General features: G+C 63.1%; 17 protein-coding genes. 14 read left to right on the top strand and 3 right to left on the bottom strand.

Annotated elements, in window-relative coordinates; all coding sequences use genetic code 11:
- Positions 1-598: 598 nt before the first annotated feature.
- From QRN22_RS24645 to modC, 7 genes are all read left to right on the top strand, one after another.
- Complete coding sequence (locus QRN22_RS24645) at positions 599-1,795, top strand: quaternary amine ABC transporter ATP-binding protein (protein ID WP_042554224.1); 1,197 nt, start codon at positions 599-601, stop codon at positions 1,793-1,795.
- 1 nt (position 1,796) lies between these two features.
- The gene (locus tag QRN22_RS24640; protein ID WP_042554223.1) at positions 1,797-2,678 is read left to right on the top strand and encodes an ABC transporter permease; all 882 of its coding nucleotides are present in this window, start codon (positions 1,797-1,799) and stop codon (positions 2,676-2,678) included.
- Positions 2,679-2,721: 43 nt separating this feature from the next.
- Entirely contained in the window at positions 2,722-3,666 is a 945-nt protein-coding gene (locus QRN22_RS24635) for a choline ABC transporter substrate-binding protein (protein WP_042554222.1), read from the top strand.
- A gap of 215 nt (positions 3,667-3,881) precedes the next feature.
- Positions 3,882-4,742 carry a glycine betaine ABC transporter substrate-binding protein gene (locus tag QRN22_RS24630; protein WP_042554221.1) on the top strand — a complete coding sequence of 287 codons (861 nt, stop codon included), beginning with the start codon at positions 3,882-3,884 and terminating at the stop codon, positions 4,740-4,742.
- A gap of 197 nt (positions 4,743-4,939) precedes the next feature.
- A complete protein-coding gene (gene modA, locus QRN22_RS24625) occupies positions 4,940-5,698 on the top strand; it encodes a molybdate ABC transporter substrate-binding protein (RefSeq protein ID WP_042554220.1) in 759 nt (252 codons plus the stop codon).
- Positions 5,699-5,960: 262 nt separating this feature from the next.
- Complete coding sequence (gene modB, locus QRN22_RS24620; RefSeq protein ID WP_042554219.1) at positions 5,961-6,644, top strand: molybdate ABC transporter permease subunit; 684 nt, start codon at positions 5,961-5,963, stop codon at positions 6,642-6,644.
- Complete coding sequence (modC, locus tag QRN22_RS24615) at positions 6,641-7,735, top strand: molybdenum ABC transporter ATP-binding protein (RefSeq protein ID WP_042554218.1); 1,095 nt, start codon at positions 6,641-6,643, stop codon at positions 7,733-7,735. The genes modB and modC overlap by 4 nt, the downstream gene beginning before the upstream one ends.
- Positions 7,736-8,101: 366 nt before the next feature.
- On the opposite strand, the gene QRN22_RS24610 is transcribed toward modC, so the two are convergent.
- Together QRN22_RS24610 and QRN22_RS24605 are read right to left on the bottom strand one after the other, a co-directional pair.
- Positions 8,102-9,052: a sigma 54-interacting transcriptional regulator gene (locus tag QRN22_RS24610; RefSeq protein ID WP_042554217.1), complete on the bottom strand. Its 951-nt coding sequence runs from the start codon at positions 9,050-9,052 to the stop codon at positions 8,102-8,104.
- Positions 9,053-9,153: 101 nt separating this feature from the next.
- Positions 9,154-9,735, bottom strand: coding sequence for an alpha/beta hydrolase (locus QRN22_RS24605; RefSeq protein ID WP_042554216.1), 582 nt, complete (start codon positions 9,733-9,735; stop codon positions 9,154-9,156).
- Between the two features lie 316 nt (positions 9,736-10,051).
- Between QRN22_RS24605 and oscA the strand changes: the two genes are divergently transcribed.
- From oscA to QRN22_RS24580, 5 genes are all read left to right on the top strand, one after another.
- Entirely contained in the window at positions 10,052-10,234 is a 183-nt protein-coding gene (gene oscA / locus QRN22_RS24600) for a sulfur starvation response protein OscA (RefSeq protein WP_042554215.1), read from the top strand.
- Positions 10,235-10,385: 151 nt separating this feature from the next.
- A complete protein-coding gene (locus QRN22_RS24595) occupies positions 10,386-11,387 on the top strand; it encodes a sulfate ABC transporter substrate-binding protein (protein ID WP_042554214.1) in 1,002 nt (333 codons plus the stop codon).
- Positions 11,388-11,467: 80 nt separating this feature from the next.
- Entirely contained in the window at positions 11,468-12,280 is an 813-nt protein-coding gene (gene cysT, locus QRN22_RS24590; protein ID WP_042554213.1) for a sulfate ABC transporter permease subunit CysT, read from the top strand.
- A gap of 10 nt (positions 12,281-12,290) precedes the next feature.
- Positions 12,291-13,157 carry a sulfate ABC transporter permease subunit CysW gene (cysW, locus tag QRN22_RS24585; protein WP_042554212.1) on the top strand — a complete coding sequence of 289 codons (867 nt, stop codon included), beginning with the start codon at positions 12,291-12,293 and terminating at the stop codon, positions 13,155-13,157.
- Positions 13,158-13,218: 61 nt separating this feature from the next.
- On the top strand, positions 13,219-14,211 hold the full coding sequence (locus QRN22_RS24580; protein ID WP_042554211.1) for a sulfate/molybdate ABC transporter ATP-binding protein: 993 nt from the start codon (positions 13,219-13,221) through the stop codon (positions 14,209-14,211).
- Positions 14,212-14,408: 197 nt separating this feature from the next.
- Here QRN22_RS24580 and QRN22_RS24575 read toward each other — a convergent pair whose 3' ends face one another.
- Positions 14,409-14,930 carry an Mpo1 family 2-hydroxy fatty acid dioxygenase gene (locus tag QRN22_RS24575; RefSeq protein ID WP_042554210.1) on the bottom strand — a complete coding sequence of 174 codons (522 nt, stop codon included), beginning with the start codon at positions 14,928-14,930 and terminating at the stop codon, positions 14,409-14,411.
- Positions 14,931-15,017: 87 nt separating this feature from the next.
- On the opposite strand from QRN22_RS24575, the gene QRN22_RS24570 reads away from it, so the two are divergent.
- A complete protein-coding gene (locus QRN22_RS24570; protein ID WP_042554209.1) occupies positions 15,018-15,695 on the top strand; it encodes a Crp/Fnr family transcriptional regulator in 678 nt (225 codons plus the stop codon).
- Between the two features lie 111 nt (positions 15,696-15,806).
- Positions 15,807-17,762 (top strand): metallophosphoesterase family protein, encoded by a 1,956-nt coding sequence (locus tag QRN22_RS24565; protein WP_042554208.1) that lies wholly within the window; start codon positions 15,807-15,809, stop codon positions 17,760-17,762.
- The last annotated feature ends 255 nt before the right edge of the window (positions 17,763-18,017 follow it).

Below are 18,017 nucleotides of genomic sequence, written 5' to 3'. Positions count from 1 at the left end.
GAACCGCGCCACATGCGGCCTCCAGCTTTGGCCAAGGGTAGAAAAAATCTGTTATGGTTTTTTAGGCGACGCACCTTGGTGTCGTCGCCCAACACGTCAGGGTCGCAATTCGATAATTGCCGCGACCGCAAGACTATATCGTTGAGTCAGCCGATTTCGTCGCTGTCGCTCTTGACCAGAGTGGCAGACCGGAGCCCTCCGCTCCGGACCGAAGAACAGATAAGTGCTGGCTACCGCAACAGGGCGCCAGTCCAACAAGAAATTTCGGATGTACGCGCATCTCGGATGAGATGTGAATTCCCAAAGGACTGGGCTTCGTAACACTGCCAGAGGGTTTGGAAAGCAGTTTGCAGCACGGCAACGCATTATTCATTCGACACGAAATCCAGGAATGCCGGGGGCTGCGAGCAGCCAGGGCAGGTCTCTGGGAGCGTGCGCGAGTGCCAGCAGAACGCCATGTAACAGAACGCTGTCCAAACCTCGGAACCGTGTATATACCCACAAGCAAGAACAGTCGACATCGCCTGACGAACGCCCGGTGGGCGCTCGGCAGGCCGCGTGTAGCTGCTCTGGATGTCTACTGAAGGGGAACCATCCCATGCAGTCTGGAAAAATCGTCGTCGAGAACCTCTACAAGGTGTTTGGCGACAAGCCGCAAGAAGCCATCGACCTGCTCAAGCAAGGTTGGAGCAAGGACAGAATTCTCGCCGAGAAAGGCGCCGTCATTGGCGTCAGCGACGTCTCGTTCAGCGTCGAGGAAGGTGAAATCTTCGTACTGATGGGCCTCTCCGGCTCCGGTAAATCCACCCTCATCCGCCTGATCAACCGGTTGGTCGAACCGACTGCCGGAGACGTCTTCATCGACGGGCAGAACGTCGCCAAGCTGCCCAAGGATCAACTGATAGAACTGCGCCGCCGCGACATGAGCATGGTCTTCCAGTCCTTCGCACTGATGCCCTCGCGCACCGTTCTGGACAACGCCGCCTTCGGCCTCGAAGTGGCCGGCAAGGGTCGCAAGGAGCGCGAAGAGCGCGCCATGCAGGTCCTCACCCAGGTTGGTCTGGATACCTTCGCCAGCAAATTCCCCCACGAGCTCTCGGGCGGCATGCAACAGCGCGTCGGCCTGGCTCGCGCCCTGGCCGTCGACCCCTCGATGATCATCATGGATGAGGCCTTCTCGGCCCTCGACCCGCTCAAGCGCCGCGAGATGCAGGACATCCTGCTCGAGCTGCAGAAGACCGACCGCCGCACCATCATCTTCGTGTCTCACGATATCGAAGAGGCCATGCGCATCGGCAGTCGCATCGGCATCATGGAAGGCGGCAAGCTGATTCAGGTCGGCACGCCACAGGAACTCATCGACAATCCTGCCAACGAATACGTGCGCAACTTCTTCGATACGGTCGACACCAGCCGCTATCTCACCGCTGGTCAGCTCAAGTCCGACAGCGTGCCGATCTACGTGCACAACGGTAAAGCGCCCGATGCGCAAACCGTTTGCCGTGAGCTGCAGGAAAAGGACAAGCACTACGCCTTCATCGTCGATGAAGACAACAAGTTCCAGGGCTCCATCAGCCTGGAGAAGATCGCCCTGCTGGTCGAAGGCGGCGAATCCTGCTCCCTGAACCAGGCCGTGCTCAAGGAAATCAATCCGGTTCCCGAGGACATGCCACTGGATCAGGTGATCGGTCGTCTGGTGGACAACGAGGGTCCGATCCCGGTGGTCGACCAGGACGGCAATTACAGTGGCGCCATCAGCAAAGGCCGCCTCCTGACTCGTCTGCAGGGAGAATGACATGAGCGAGAAACTGGATCTGGGCAGCTGGGTCAACGACTCCGTACAACACCTGCTGGATAACTATAGCGGCGCTTTCGACAGCATCGGCAGCGTGGTCAGCGGCTTTTCCGAAGGTATCGAGGCGGTACTCATGCTGCCCCCGGCCTGGCTGCTGATCGCCATCTTCGTGGCCCTCGGCCTGTGGCGTATCGGCTTTCGCTTCGCGGTGTTCACCGCCATCGCCTTCGTGCTGATCGTCATGACCGGCTTCTGGGAGCAGACGGTAGTGACCCTCGGCCTGACCTTCTCGGCGACCCTGATCAGCTTGCTGATGGGTATTCCGCTGGGCATCTGGGCGGCCAAGAGCGAGCGCGTGTCGACCATCATCCGGCCGATTCTGGACTTCATGCAGACCATGCCGGCGTTCGTCTACCTGATCCCCGCGGCCATGCTGTTCGGCCTCGGTCGCGTGCCCGGCATCATCGCCACGGTGATCTTCGCCATGCCACCTGCGGTGCGCCTCACCAGCCTGGGCATCCGCCAGGTCAACAAGGAAATCGTCGAGGCTGGCCAGTCGTTCGGCTGCAACGGTCGCCAACTGCTGTTCAAGGTGCAGCTGCCCAACGCGATGCCGTCGATCATGGCGGGCGTCAACCAGACCATCATGATGGCCCTGTCGATGGTGATCATCGCCTCCATGGTCGGTGCCGGCGGCCTGGGTAACGACGTGCTGGCCAGTATCCAGCGTCTGGACATCGGCCTGGGCTTCGAAAGCGGCATGGCCGTGGTCCTGCTGGCGATCATCCTCGACCGCATCACCGAGAGTTTCGGCACCCCGCAAACCGCGGCGAACCGTGCCGGCTGGCTGAACTGGTTGAGCGCTCGTCTGCAACGTCAGTAAGCGGCCATACTCAGCGTTCTTTCAACTCTACAAGGATCCGCGGATGAACAACTTTTACAAGGTGGCGGGCGTAGGTGTGCTGTCCTGCGTGCTGATGCAGGGCGCCTGGGCTCAAGAGCCGGCAAGCTGCAAGCAGGTGCGTTTCGCCGAGATCGGCTGGGCCGACATCGCTGCTACCACCGGTGTCGCCATGACGCTGACCGAAGGCCTCGGCTATCAGCCGCGCAAGACCATGGCCTCGGTGCCAATCGCCTTCACCGGTGTGAAGAACAAGCAGATCGACGTGTTCCTCGGTTACTGGGCGCCGTCGATGGACTCGGTGATCGAGCCGTTCACCAAGGACAACAGCGTCAAGGTCCTGCCCAAGGCCAACCTCGAAGGCGCCAAGTACACCCTGGCCGTGCCGACCTATGCAGCCGAAGCGGGCCTGAAGAGCTTTCAGGACATCGCCAAGTTCAAGGATCAGCTGGGCGGCAAGATCTACGGCATCGAGCCGGGCAACGACGGCAACCTGCTGATCGAAGGCATGATCAAGGGCAACACCTTCGATCTCGGCGATTTCAAGATGATCGAGTCCAGCGAGGCCGGCATGCTGGTGCAGGTGCAGCGCGCGATTCGCAAGAAAGAGCCGGTGGTCTTCCTCGGCTGGGCACCGCACCCGATGAACACCCAGCAGGACATCACCTACCTGTCCGGTGGTGACGACGTGTTCGGCCCGGATTATGGCGCCGCCAAGGTTTACACCGTGGTACCGCCAGATTACGAAGCGCGCTGCGCCAACGTCGGCAAACTGCTGAACAACCTGCAATTCAACGTCGATATCGAAAGCCAGCTGATGGAAAAAGTGCTGGAGAAGAAAGACCCGGCCGAGGTGGCAAAGGAGTGGATCAAGGCTAACCCGCAGGCGCTCGACGCCTGGCTGGAAGGCGTGACCACGTTCGACGGCCAGGATGGCGTTGCTGCAGTGAAGAAATTCGTCGGGCTCTGAACGAGCCCGCACTCACCGCGACCCGGCTGCTGGCAGCCGGGTCAGGTACAGACAGGCAACGCACGGTGCGTAGCCTGTCCGCCGGGAGGCGCGCCTCCCATGCGCCCGGTTTCACCAGGGCCATGCCCTGCTCTGCACAGCCGGTGCCGCAAGGCCCGCGATCAGAACGAGCCAGTAAACCCCCAGAACTGCCACTCACTGACGGAGCAAGACCTATGCAAAGATTCAAACGCCTCTGCCTGCAGAGCCTCGGCGTCGCCGCCCTGGCCATGGGCATGTCCAGCGCCATGGCAGCGGACAAACCCGCCCTGAAGATCGGCTACGTGAATGGCTGGGACGACAGCGTCGCCGTCACCCACGTCGCGGGCGAAATTCTCAAGACCAAACTCGGTTACGACGTCACCCTGCAGCCGGTAGAACCCGCCATCATGTGGCAGGGCCTGGCCCGCGGCGACCTCGACGTGACCCTCTCCGCCTGGCTGCCAGCCACCCACGGCGAATACTTCGAGAAGCTCAAGGACAAGGTCACCGTCCTGGGCACCAACTACGACGGCGCCAAGATCGGTCTGATCGTGCCGGACTACGTGGAAGCCAAGACCATCGCTGACCTGGAAAAATACGCCAAGGACTTCGACGGCAAGATCACCGGTATCGATGCCGGCGCTGGCGTGATGCGCCGTGCCGAAGACGCGATCAAGGAATACGACCTCAAGAGCATCAAGCTGATGCCGAGCTCGGGCCCGGCCATGGCCACCGCCCTGACCCGCGCCGAAAAAGCCCAGAAGCCCATCGTGGTGACCGGCTGGATCCCCCACTGGATGTTCGCGCAATGGAAGCTGCGCTTCCTGGAAGACCCGAAAAACGTCTTCGGCGAAGCCGAGCACGTCGACACCGTCGCCAACCCGGCCCTGGAAGCCAAGGCGCCGGAAGCCGTGGCCTTCCTCAAGAAGCTGTCCTGGAGCGCCGAGGAAGTGGGCGCGGTGATGCTGTCCATCCGCGACGGCGTGAAGCCGGAAGAAGCGGCCAAGCAGTGGATCGCCAAGAACCCGGATCGCGTCGCCGAATGGCTGAAGTGATCTGACACCCCGCTGCCGGGGGTCTCGAAAATGCCAGTCAGGTGATCTGACTGGCATTTTTCGTTCTCACGCCTGAAAAGGATCGACCCATTGCGCTGGGCAACCTGACGGTTTCGCTTCCCTATCGCCATATATTTTTGTATATAGCGTTACCGCAAGTGGCCGCCGTTGGTGGCCCACACCCTCAGGAGCCGTCCATGCGCAACCGCCTCGTTCATCCACTTTTCGCTCTTTGCGCCAGCTTGGCCATGGCGGGCAACGCCCTGGCCGATCAGGTACAGGTGGCGGTCGCCGCCAACTTCACCGCGCCGATGCAGGCCATTGCCAGCGCGTTCGAGAAGGACACCGGGCACAGCGTGCAAGCCTCCTACGGGGCCACCGGGCAGTTCTACGCGCAGATCAGCAACGGTGCGCCCTTCGAGGTCTTTCTCTCGGCCGACGACAGCACCCCGGCCAAGCTCGAGAAAGAAGGCCAGAGCGTGGACGGTTCGCGCTTCACCTACGCCATCGGCAAGCTGGTGCTGTGGTCGCCGAAAGACGGCGTCGTCGATGACAGGGGCGCCGTGCTCGAGAAAGGCGACTTCAAGCACCTGTCCATCGCCAATCCGAAGGCTGCGCCCTATGGTCTGGCCGCCACTCAGACCCTGGCCAAGCTGGGCCTGAGCGACGCCCTGAAGGGCAAGATCGTCGAAGGCCAGAACATCACCCAGGCGCTGCAGTTCGTCTCCACCGGCAACGCCGAGCTGGGCTTCGTCGCCCTCTCCCAGGTGTACAAGGATGGCCAGATCACCAGTGGTTCGGCCTGGGTAGTGCCCGAAACGATGTACGAGCCGATCCGCCAGGACGCGCTCATCCTCAAGAAAGGCGCCACCAACCCGGCAGCCAAGGCACTGGTCGATTACCTGAAGGGCCCGAAAGCCGCCGAAATCATCAAGGCCTACGGCTACCAGCTTTGAATGGCCTGTCAACGACCTTGCGAGCGGATGCAGCAAGGCGATAGCGGCGGTTCGCCGCTCCAATGTGGGAGCGCGCCATGCGCGCGAAAAATCGCGGGCATGGCCCGCTCCCACAGGCTGTAGGGTGGGCTTTAGCCCACCAAATCGAAGGTCCGCTTTCGCCACTTTGCAGCCATCGATTTGAAATGCCGGCGCCCACGTCGGAAGATCAGCAGCCTGCTCCGGCACTTTTCCCCGTCCACCACAGCTGAAAGGCCATTGCATGCCCCTGGGGCCCAACGATTTCGCCGCCATTCTCCTCACGCTGGAACTGGCCACCCTGACCACGGTGCTGTTGCTGCTGGTCGGCACGCCCATCGCCTGGTGGCTGTCGCGTACCGATTCCTGGCTGAAGCGACCGATCGGCGCCATCGTCGCCCTGCCGCTGGTGCTGCCGCCGACAGTGATCGGCTTCTACCTGCTGATCAGCATGGGCCCCAACGGCTTCTTCGGCCAACTGACCCAGGCACTCGGCCTGGGTACCCTGACCTTCACCTTCGCCGGGCTGCTTATCGGCTCGGTGTTCTATTCCCTGCCGTTCGTGGTGCAGCCGTTGCAGAACGCCTTCGAAGCCATGGGCCGTGCACCGCTGGAGGCAGCGGCAACGCTGCGCGCCGGCCCCTGGGACACCTTTTTCAGCGTGGTGCTGCCGCTGGCCAGGCCGGGCTTTCTCACCGCGGCGATCCTCGGTTTCGCCCACACCGTCGGTGAGTTCGGCGTGGTGCTGATGATCGGTGGCAACATTCCCGGCAAGACTCAGGTGGCCTCGGTGCAGATCTACAACCACGTGGAAACCATGGAGTACGCCCAGGCCCACTGGCTGGCCGGCGGCATGGTGGCGTTCTCCTTCCTGGTGCTGCTGGCGCTCTACTCCAGCGGCCGCCGCGGCCAGAAGGCCTGGACATGAGCGATTCCCGGATCCACGCCCGTTTCAACCTCACGCATCCCGGCTTCACCCTGGATGTCGACCTGCAGTTGCCCGGGCGCGGTGTCAGCGCCCTGTTCGGCCACTCCGGTTCGGGCAAGACCACCCTGCTGCGCTGCGTCGCCGGTCTGGAACGACCGGGCAGCGGTTACCTGCAGATCAATGGCGAAACCTGGCAGGACAGCGCCAGCGGTGTCTGGCTGCCAGCCCACCAGCGCCCGGTCGGCTACGTGTTCCAGGACGCCAACCTGTTTCCCCACCTCTCGGTGCTGCGCAACCTCGAGTTCGGTTTCAAACGCATCGCCAAGGCCGAGCGCCGTGTACCGCTGGAGCAGGCGGTCGAGCTGCTTGGCATCGAGCACCTGCTCGAACGCCTGCCGGACCGCCTCTCCGGCGGTGAGCGCCAGCGCGTCGGCATGGCCCGCGCCCTGCTCACCAGCCCGCGTCTGCTGCTTATGGACGAGCCACTGGCGGCGCTGGATCTCAAACGCAAGGGCGAGGTGCTGCCGTACCTGGAGCGCCTGCATGACGAGCTGGATATCCCGATCCTCTACGTCAGCCACGCACCGGACGAAGTGGCACGTCTTGCCGATCATCTGGTGGTGCTCGACGAAGGCAGGGTCACGGCCAGCGGGCCACTCAAGGAAACGCTGATTCGCAGCGACCTGCCATTCATCTTCGAGGACGATGCCGAGGCGGTGATCGAAGGCCAGGTCGAGCGGCACGACGCGCACTACGACCTGCTCGATATCAGGCTGCCTGGCAGCACGGCCTTCCTGCGGCTGGCCCACGCGCCGTTGCCGGCAGGGCGTCAGGTGCGCATCAAGATCAAGGCCCGTGACGTCAGCCTGAGCCTGGAACAGGCCCGCGACAGCAGCGTGCTCAACCTGCTGCCAGCGACGGTCGAACGCTGGTTCGAACTGCCCAACCCGGCGCACCGCCTGGTCGAACTGCAGCTCGGTGAGCAACGCATCATCGCGCGCATCACCCGCTACTCCTTCGACCAGTTGGATATACGCGCCGGGCAACCGCTGTGGGCGCAGGTCAAGTCGGTGTCGCTGCTGGCGTCATAGGCGCAATGAGCCCAGTCATGCAGATGGCTACTAGATGGCGATAGCCGCCGTTCGCCGATCTCGTGGGAGGGGCTTTAGCCGCGAGCTCTTTACGCCTAGCTAGGCAAGATCGAGGCTAAAGCCTCTCCCACAAAAGCAATCAACAAACGGCCGCTACCGCCTCGAAGCTGCCTTCAGGCGTAGGGTGGACGTCGCTTCATCCGTCCACCACATTACGATCGCAATGGTGGACAAAAAGAGCGTTGTCCACCCTACGCACTGTGGGAGCGCGCCATGCGCGCGAAAATCGCGGGCATGGCCCGCTCCCACAGATACTGCGCCGATGTCCGCTTTTGTCTTTTAACCACCCACTCACCCAGTGTCGTATCAGGAAGCCGCCAGCACCGGCGCCCTTGCCTCAGCACGCCGCAGCAATTCACGAAGCGCGGCCAGTTGCCGGGTGTCACCCTCGTCAAGCAACTGATCGAGGGCGTGTTCGATGCGTTTCAACGGCGGTGCGGCTGGCAGGTTGAGGTGTTGCGCGTCGATCTCGTCGGCGCCGGAGACCAGCAGGGCGAAGTGCACCACGTTCTCCAGCTCGCGGGTATTGCCCGGCCAGTCATGCCGCTCGAGCACGGCCTGGGCGGCGAGGCTGATACCAGGTAGCGGCAGGCGCAGACGCTGGGCGTAGATACCCAGGAAGTACTCGGCCAGCGGCAGCACGTCGCCAACCCGCTCGCGCAGCGGCGGCAACTCGAGGCGGCCATCGCTCAGGTAATGGGCCAGGCGCTCGTCGAACTTGCCAGCCTTCACGGCCTGCCACAGGTCGATGCTGGTGGCGGCCACCAGGCGCACGTCCAGCGGGGTCGGCTGTGCAGCGCCAACTCGCCAGGCTTCGCCGGTCTCCAGCACACTGAGCAACTGATCCTGCAGAGGCAGCGGCAGGTCGGCGATCTCGTCCAGATAGAGCGTGCCGCCGTTGGCGGAGCCCAGCCAGCCGGCGCGGCTGCTCGGCGCGCCCTGATGGGCGCCGGCCACGTAGCCGAACAGCTCGGCCTCGGCGTGGTTGAGGCTCAAACCGCTGCAGCTCAGGGCGACGAACAGGCCGGGGCGCTCGCTGGCCCGGTGAATGTGGCGCGCCAGCAGTTCCTTGCCGGTACCGGTTTCACCCTGGATCAGGATGGGTACGGGCAAACCGGCCAGACGCTCGACTTCTTCGCGCAACTGCCGGGTCCGTGGGTCGATGAACACCAGCGCCTTGGCACGAATACTCAGCGGACTCTTGTCCGCATCGGGGAAAATCAGCAGCGACTGATCGCCAGCCGATGACAGGCTCATAACTCACTCTCTTTGACGTCAGGCCGCGAGCGACCGTGGGAAGATGGGATTGACGACGCACCCTCGAACTGCGCCCGGCAGGGCGCGGCGGCATGCCGTTGTCAGGCGCGGCGACGCATTTGCTGCTCGATGCGGTTCTGCAGCCGGAACAGATAGGCGAAGCCCTGCTCCCAGCGCTGGTGCCCGGACTTCACGTTGATGTGCCCGGCGCCACTGAGGATGGCGGTCTCGCTGCCCCAATCACGGGCCAGTTCGATGGCGCGCGCGGCACTGGCGGCCGAGTCGTTGTCGGAACCGACCAACTGGCTGGGGAATGGCAGCAGGTGCGGAGGAATCGGCGCGAAATTACGCAGCGCTTCGGGGCAGTTGGGGCGCTGCACATCGGCCGGTGCGACCAGCAGCGCACCGCGCACGCGACGCAGCGACGCCACGGGCGCCTGCGCCGCCCAGTGGGCGACCGTGACGCAGCCCAGGCTGTGGGCGATGAGAATCGCCGGCCTCGGGTCGGCGACGATCTGCCGTTCCAGAGCGGCAACCCAATCCTCGCGGCGCGGCGTCAGCCAGTCCAGCTGCTCGACCCGCGCACTATTGGGCAGGCTGCGCTGCCAGTGGCTCTGCCAATGGTCATCGCCCGAGCCCTGCCAGCCCGGCACTATCAGGTATCGAATCGCTTCACTGCGCATCGCGGCGCCTCCCGTGTCTGCCTGTCGTGCAGTAGTCAGTGCATCGTGTGCAAGTGCATCTGCACCCTGTGCATCACGTCTGCATGGCGTGCAGTGTAGGAGGCCAAGAACGAGACTAAAAAGAATAAGAACTTCTTTGCTTATTCCTCATAAGCAAATAACGATCTGTAACGACCGCAAAACCGCTATATATCCAGAAGAAATATAAATGTTCTTAAACAGTATTTTTAAGAATATTTCAGATTCCCTAGTATCCGCTCCACGCCCCGCAGCCGACAGCCGTCGCACCGAGAACGAGGGCAAGGAGCCTTTAGCCATGACCGCAACCCTTCGCAACCTGGAAGGCCAGGATGACGCCACCATCCTGCGTGAGATCCAAAGCGCCCTGAACGGCCTGAAATTCGGCTCGGTAGAGATCACCGTGCACAACGGTCAGGTCGTGCAGATCGAGCGCAAGGAAAAATTCCGCCTTCAGCAATCCGGCAGCAAGAACGCCTGATCACCATTCCGCCAACCCGACCACGGGCCGCCAGCATGAATCCCTATCGCTACTCCCGATGTAACCCACGAATGCCTGCCTAGAGCAGGCATCGAATAACAGAGCACGCCAAACACGCACAGCACCGTATTCAGTATCGAGGAGCTCCACCATGTCCATTCGCCGTTTCGCACTCGCTGCACTCGCCAGCGCCCTGGTAGCCGGCCCGGTTTCTGCCCAGACCCTGCTCAACGTGTCCTACGACCCGACCCGTGAGCTGTACGTCGAATTCAACAAGGCGTTCAACAAGCACTGGCAGGAACAAGGCAACGAAGCCCTGACCATCCAGCAGTCTCACGGCGGCTCGGGCAAACAGGCTCGTGCGGTGATCGACGGCCTGCAGGCCGACGTGGTGACCCTCGCGCTGTCCGGCGACATCGACGCGATCAACCTGAACCAGCCGCTGATCGACAAGGACTGGCAGAAACGCCTGGCCGACAACAGCACACCGTACACCTCGACCATCGTGTTCCTGGTGCGCAAGGGCAACCCGAAAGGCATCAAGGACTGGGATGACCTGGTCAAGGATGGCGTCGAAATCATCACCCCGAACCCGAAAACCTCCGGTGGTGCACGCTGGAACTTCCTCGCCGCCTGGGCTTACGCCAAGAAGAAATACGGCAGCGACGAAAAAGCCCTGGAATACGTGACCGAGCTGTACCGTCACGCGCCGGTTCTGGACACCGGTGCCCGTGGTTCGACCATCAGCTTCGTACAACGTGGCCTGGGCGACGTACTGCTGGCGTGGGAGAACGAAGCCTACCTGTCGCTGGCCGAAGAAGGCGGCGACCAGCTGGAGATCGTCACCCCGTCGCTGTCCATCCTCGCCGAGCCGCCGGTGGCAGTCGTCGACAAGAACGTCGACCGCAAGGGCACCCGCAAGGCCGCCGAAGCCTACCTGCAGTACCTGTACAGCGAAGAAGGCCAGCGCATCGCCGCGAAGAACTTCTACCGTCCGCGCAACGCCGAAGTGGCGGCCGAGTTCAAGAATCAGTTCAAGGATCTGGAACTGGTCACCATCGACAAGGACTTCGGTGGCTGGAGCTCCGCACAGCCCAAGTACTTCGACGACGGCGGCGTGTTCGACGACATCTTCAAGAAGATCAATCAGTAAGCCACGCCTTATCGACGAAGCCCGCCACTCCTGAAGGAATGGCGGGCTTCGCTCTGCGGACCTGATTAAAAGGACTCTCCATGTCTCGTCGAACTTCCTCGGTCATACCCGGCTTCGGGCTGACTCTGGGCTACACCCTGACCTACCTCGCCCTGGTCGTGCTGATTCCGCTGGGTGCCATGTTCCTGTTCTCGCTGCAGCTGTCGCTGGAGCAGTGGTGGAACCTGATCACCAATCGCCAGGTGCTGTTCTCCCTCAAGCTTTCCTTCGGCACCGCCCTGGCGGCGGCGCTGCTCAATGGCATCCTCGGCACCATCATCGCCTGGGTACTGGTGCGCTATACCTTCCCCGGCCGACGCATCATCGATGCCATGGTCGACATGCCATTCGCCCTGCCCACAGCGGTCGCCGGTATCGCCCTGACCGCGCTGTACGCGCCCAACGGCATGATCGGCTCGCTGTTCCCCTTCAAGATCGCCTACACCCCGCTGGGCATCACCCTGGCGCTGGTGTTCGTGACCCTGCCGTTCGTGGTGCGCACCCTGCAGCCGGTACTCGCCGACTTTCCCAAGGAAGTCGAAGAAGCGGCCTCCTGCCTGGGTGCCAAACCCCTGCAGGTGTTCTGGCACGTGCTGCTGCCAAGCCTGCTGCCCGCCTGGATCACCGGCTTCGCCCTGGCCTTCGCCCGGGGAGTCGGTGAGTACGGCTCCGTGGTGTTCATCGCCGGCAACATTCCGATGAAGACCGAGATTCTGCCGCTGTTGATCGTCTCCAAGCTGGATCAGTACGACTACCCGAGCGCCACCGCCATTGGCGTGCTGATGCTGGTGGTCTCGTTCATTCTGCTGCTGCTGATCAACCTGCTGCAGCGCCGCATCCAGCCGCAAATCTGAGGAGCCCGTCATGAGCCTTGCAACCCTTAGCAAGAACGCGGCTGCGCGCCCGGTACGCCGCTCCCCCGGCGCCATCGCCCTGATCGTCATCGCCTGGGCGGTGTTCGCGGTGATCCTCGTGCTGCCGCTGTACATCGTCGTCACCCAGGGCCTGAGCCGTGGCCTGGAATTCTTCTGGGAGGCGATCCGCGAGCCGGACGCCATTTCCGCCCTCAAGCTGACCCTGCTGGCTACGGCCATTTCCGTACCGCTGAACCTGGTGTTCGGCGTCGCGGCGGCCTGGTCGGTGACCAAGTTCGAGTTCCGCGGCAAGAGCGTGCTGGTCACCCTGATCGACATGCCGTTCTCGGTATCGCCGGTGGTCGCCGGCCTGATCTACGTGCTGCTGTTCGGCGCGCAGAGCAAGCTGGCGCCGTACCTGCAGGATCAGAACCTGCAGATCATCTACGCCGTACCGGGCATCGTGCTGGCGACCATCTTCGTCACCTTCCCCTTCGTCGCGCGCGAACTGATCCCGCTGATGGAGGAACAGGGCACCACCGAAGAAGAAGCCGCACGCCTGCTCGGCGCCAACGGCTGGCAGATGTTCTGGCATGTGACGCTGCCTAACGTAAAATGGGCGCTGGTCTACGGCGTGGTGCTCTGCACGGCGCGGGCGATGGGCGAGTTCGGCGCGGTCTCGGTGGTTTCCGGGCACATCCGCGGTTACACCAACACGCTGCCACTGCACATCGAGATTCTCTACAACGAATACAACATCGTCGCCGCGTTCAGCGTGGCCATCCTGTTGCTGGTCATGGCCCTGGTCGTGTTGCTGCTTCGCCAATGGAGCGAAGCGCGCTTGAGCCGGCAGTTCAAGACGAATCAGGACGATTGAATCATTCCGCCGGCGCCGCGCTCCTGCGCGAACCGGCCAGACAGAACGACAGGTGTAACCCATGAGTATTCAAGTTCAAGGCATCAACAAGCACTTTGGCCAGTTCAAGGCGCTCAACGACATCAACCTCAACATCAACAGCGGTGAGCTGGTGGCCCTGCTCGGCCCATCCGGCTGCGGCAAGACCACCCTGCTGCGCATCATCGCCGGCCTGGAAGTTCCGGATACCGGCAGCATCGTGTTCCACGGTGAAGACGTTTCCGAGCACGACGTGCGTGATCGCAAGGTCGGCTTCGTGTTCCAGCACTACGCCCTGTTCCGTCACATGACGGTGTTCGACAACGTTGCCTTCGGCCTGCGCATGAAGCCCAAGGGCGAGCGTCCGAACGAGAACGTGATCAAGAAGAAGGTCCACGACCTGCTCGACCTGGTGCAGCTCGACTGGCTGGCCGACCGCTACCCGGAACAGCTCTCCGGTGGCCAGCGCCAGCGTATCGCCCTGGCCCGCGCCCTGGCGGTGGAACCCAAGGTACTGCTGCTCGACGAGCCTTTCGGCGCCCTCGACGCCAAGGTGCGTAAAGAGCTGCGCCGCTGGCTGGCGCGCCTGCACGAAGAAGTGCACCTGACCAGCGTGTTCGTGACCCACGACCAGGAAGAAGCCATGGAAGTGGCCGACCGCATCGTGGTGATGAACAAGGGCGTGGTCGAACAGATCGGCTCGCCGGCCGAAGTCTACGAGAAGCCGGCCAGCGACTTCGTCTACCACTTCCTCGGTGACGCCAATCGTCTTTATGTCGGCGACGATCACCACGTGCTGTTCCGCCCGCACGAAGTGAGCCTGTCGACGGAAGCACTGGAAGGCCACCAGGCCGGTGAAGTGCGTGACATCCGCCTGCTCGGCGCCATCACCCGCATCACCCTGAAGGTCGAAGGCCAGGACGAACTGATCGAAGCCGAAGTGGCCAAGGATCACCTCAGCCTCGACAACCTCAGCCGCGGCACCACCCTGTACTTCAAACCCAAGGGCGGCAAGCCGGTTACTGCGGCTAGTTAATCCGCAGACGTCCGAAACGTAGGGTGGGCCGGGCGGATATCCGCTTCAGCCCACCAACCGACTCTTCTGATGGTGCCCATGCTCCAGCGTGGGCACCCAGGCCAGTGCGCCCATTCGGGCTAAAAACCGGGCGCGAAGCGCCCATGAAGGCATTCCCACGCGAAGCGTGAGGAACGATCCAGCGATGGACGTTCCCATCAAGCCGTCTTGCGTTCGCGGATGCAGGTCGGGCCGGCGCGTTTGACCACTTCGTGTTCGACCTCCTGGCGCAAGCCGAGCAGGAAGGCGGCTTCGGCGACCACGAACAACGGCCCCACCATCAGCCCCATGACGTCGTCGACGAACGCCGGCTTGCGGCCTTCGTAGAAATGGCCAACGAACTGGATGATCCAGCCCACCACGAACAGCCCCAGCCCCGCGCTCAGCCACAGTGCCGTGCCGCCCATGGCCAGCCCGGCGCTGAACCACAGGCAGAGGCCCAGCAGCGCCCCCATGACCACCCCGAAGCGAAAGTCCAGGCGCAGGTAGAACAGCGTCGTCACCAACGCCACGGCCAGCGCCGGTGACAGCCACAGGCCCGAGACCGCCACGCCTGGGCGCGACAGCAGCACGGTGACCGCCAGGACGATCATGGGGATGCCGACGAAATGGGTGACGATATTGCGCCGATCGCGGTGGTAGGCCGCGTATTGGGCGAGGTGATCCACCAGGGTTTTCATTGTTGTTATCCTCACGGGTGCGTGTCATCGCATAATGGCGCTGCCATCTCGCCAGCACTGTCAGCTAGCCGACAAACCGGAACATCCATGACCGATCTGCATGCCGTTCTGCTTCAAGGCCAATGGTTCGCCGCCCTGCCGCAGGCGTTGCAGCAGGCGCTGGTGACGCAGGGTCGGCAACTGAATCTGGAGGCCGGACAACGCCTGTTCAGCCGTGGCGATTCGCCGAGCGGCCTGTATGCCGTGCTGTCCGGCGCCATGCGCGTCGGTACGGTGGATGCCCAAGGCAAGGAAGCGCTGCTGATTCTGGTGGAGGCGCCGCACTGGTTCGGCGAAATCGCCCTGTTCGACGGCCAGCCGCGTACCCATGATGCCTTCGCCGAGGGCGCCAGCGCCCTGCTGCACGTGCCCCAGGCAGGCTTGCTGAGCCTGCTCGAGGCCCACCCTGAATACTGGCGCGATATCGCCCTGCTGATGGCCCACAAGGTACGCCTGGCGTTCATCGCCCTGGAAGAGATGAGCCTGCTGCCCGCTGCGCAGCGGCTGGCCAGACGGCTGCTGCTGATCGCCGAAGACTATGGCGAAACCCAGGGCCCCCGGCGCATCATTCACCTGGCGCAGGAGCAACTGGCCGCGATGCTGGCCATCTCCCGACAGACCGCCAACGGTGTGCTCAAGGACCTGCAAGCCCGCGGCATCGTGCGACTGACCTACGGTGAGATCGAAATTCTCGACCTCGATGGCCTGCGACAGGCCGCTCAGTAACCACATGAAGCTTTTATGACAGCCGAACCAATGGCTAAGAGCCATGTCCTTATTCATTCCCTGAAATACAGGCCCGCCGGCTGACCCCGAGCTGGCCGGAAGCGATCCCGGATGCCGTTGCCAGAACCTCAAGACTTCACCGACCTGCCTGCCGTACTCGCTGGCCCGATCCTTCGGCGCCTGGAGCCCGGCCGCCTGGTGCTGTGGCTGGTCGGCAGCCGTGAGCTGCAACTGACCCTGCGCCTCGCGCCAAGTGAACAGGCCGCTCGCGATTACCCGCTGGGTGACGATGCGTGTCAGCGCTTGGTGATCGGCGAGCATGCGGTCATCCACCTGATCGACCTGCATCTCGACACCCCGCTGCCCCAGGACGAACGGATCGACTACGACCTGCTGGTCGACGGCCAACAGGGCATCGCCGACTGGGCCGCACATCTGCTGTACGACGGCGCAGCGCAAGCCAACTTCGTGCTGCGTTCGCGCATCGACAATCTGCTGCACGGCTCCTGCCGCAAACCTCATCACCCGTCCAAGGATGGCCTGCTCTGCGCCGATCGCCTGCTGGCCACTGCCCATGAGCCCCACGAGCGCCCTGCACTGCTGATGCACAGCGGTGATCAGGTGTATGCCGATGACGTCGCCGGGCCGATGCTGCGCGCCGTCCACAAGCTGATCGAACGCCTGGGCCTGTACCACGAGAAGCTCGAGGGCGCGGTGGTCGAAGACAGCGCCGACCTCTACGTGCACCCGGCCAGCTACTTCCACCGTGCCGACCTGCTGCCGGCGCTGAAGGCCAACGAAACCCTGCGCGAACGCTTCTTCGGTGGTACCGAAAAGCCCATCTTCACCAGCAGCAACGCCGACAACCACCTGGTGACCCTGGCCGAAGTGCTGGCCATGTACCTGCTGGTCTGGTCGCCGACGCCCTGGACGCTGATCGATCTCGACCAGCCGGAACTGAGCGACGAGGATGCCGAGCGCTACCGCAAGGAGCAGGTCTGCATCGAGGCCTTCGTCGCCAGCCTGGGCCAGGTTGGCCGGGTGCTGGCGCACCTGCCGAACCTGATGATCTTCGACGATCACGACATCACCGATGACTGGAACCTCTCCGCCCAGTGGGAAGAGACCGCTTACGGCCATCCCTTCTCCAAGCGCATCATCGGCAACGCACTGATCGGTTACCTGCTGTGCCAGGGCTGGGGCAACAATCCCGACGCCTTCGCCGAGCCGCTGAGCAATACCCGCGAACTGTGTGAGCAGGCCAGGGAACGAGGCTTCGGCAGCCCGGCTCAGGATCGTCTGATCGACGACTTGATGAAGTTTCAGCAATGGCACTACGTGCTGCCCAGCACACCGGCGCTGCTGGTACTCGACACGCGCACGCGGCGCTGGCGCAGCGAGCGCAATATCAAACGCCCCTCCGGGCTGCTCGACTGGGAAGCCCTGAGCGAATTCCAGCAGGACCTGCTCGACCACCCCGCCGCGATCATCGTGTCAGCGGCGCCGATGTTCGGGGTCAAGCTGATCGAAGCGGTGCAACGCGTGTTCAGCTGGGCCGGGCACCCGCTGATGGTCGATGCGGAAAACTGGATGGCGCACCGCGGCGCCGCTCAGGTGATGCTCAACATCTTCCGCCATTCGCGCACCCCCGGTGATTACGTGGTGCTTTCCGGCGACGTGCACTACTCGTTCTTCTACGAGGTGAGAATCCGCGACCGCCACCAGGGCCCGACCATCTGGCAGATCACCAGCAGCGGCGTGAAGAACGAATTCCCGGAGCGCCTGCTGAACCTCTTCGACCGCCTCAACCGCTGGCTGTATGCCCCCTGGTCGCCCCTCAACTGGCTGACCAAACGCCGCCGCATGCAGGTGTTCCCGCACATCCCCAAACAGAGCAAGGCAGGCGAACGCCTGTGGAACTCAGCAGGCCTCGGCCAGGTGCTTTTCAACGCCGCCGGCCAGCCCAGCCGCGTGTTCCAGCTCAACGCCGACGGCTCGCCCCGCACCGAATTCATCGACGACCGCGACGAAGCCCCAGAGCCAAACGAAGAACCCAAGCGCGCATAAGCGCCCCCCGTAGGAACCCCGATCTCGGGGCGAAGCGATTGCGGCCATTCTGCAAAAACGGCGGTGTGACCACCATTCGCTGCGGGGTCGCAGCTCCTACAGGATCGTGCAATCCTCAGCCCCGTAGGAGCCCCGACCTCGGGGCAAAGCGATTGCGGCCATCCTGCAAAAACGGCGGTGTGACCACCATTCGCTGCGGGGTCGCAACTCCTACAGGATCGTGCAATCCTCAGCCCCGTAGGAGCCCCGACCTCG

Source organism: Pseudomonas sp. MEJ086 (genome assembly GCF_030209025.1).
Taxonomy (GTDB): Bacteria; Pseudomonadota; Gammaproteobacteria; order Pseudomonadales; family Pseudomonadaceae; genus Aquipseudomonas; species Aquipseudomonas fulva_A.
This window is presented reverse-complemented; position numbering and strand designations above follow the sequence as displayed.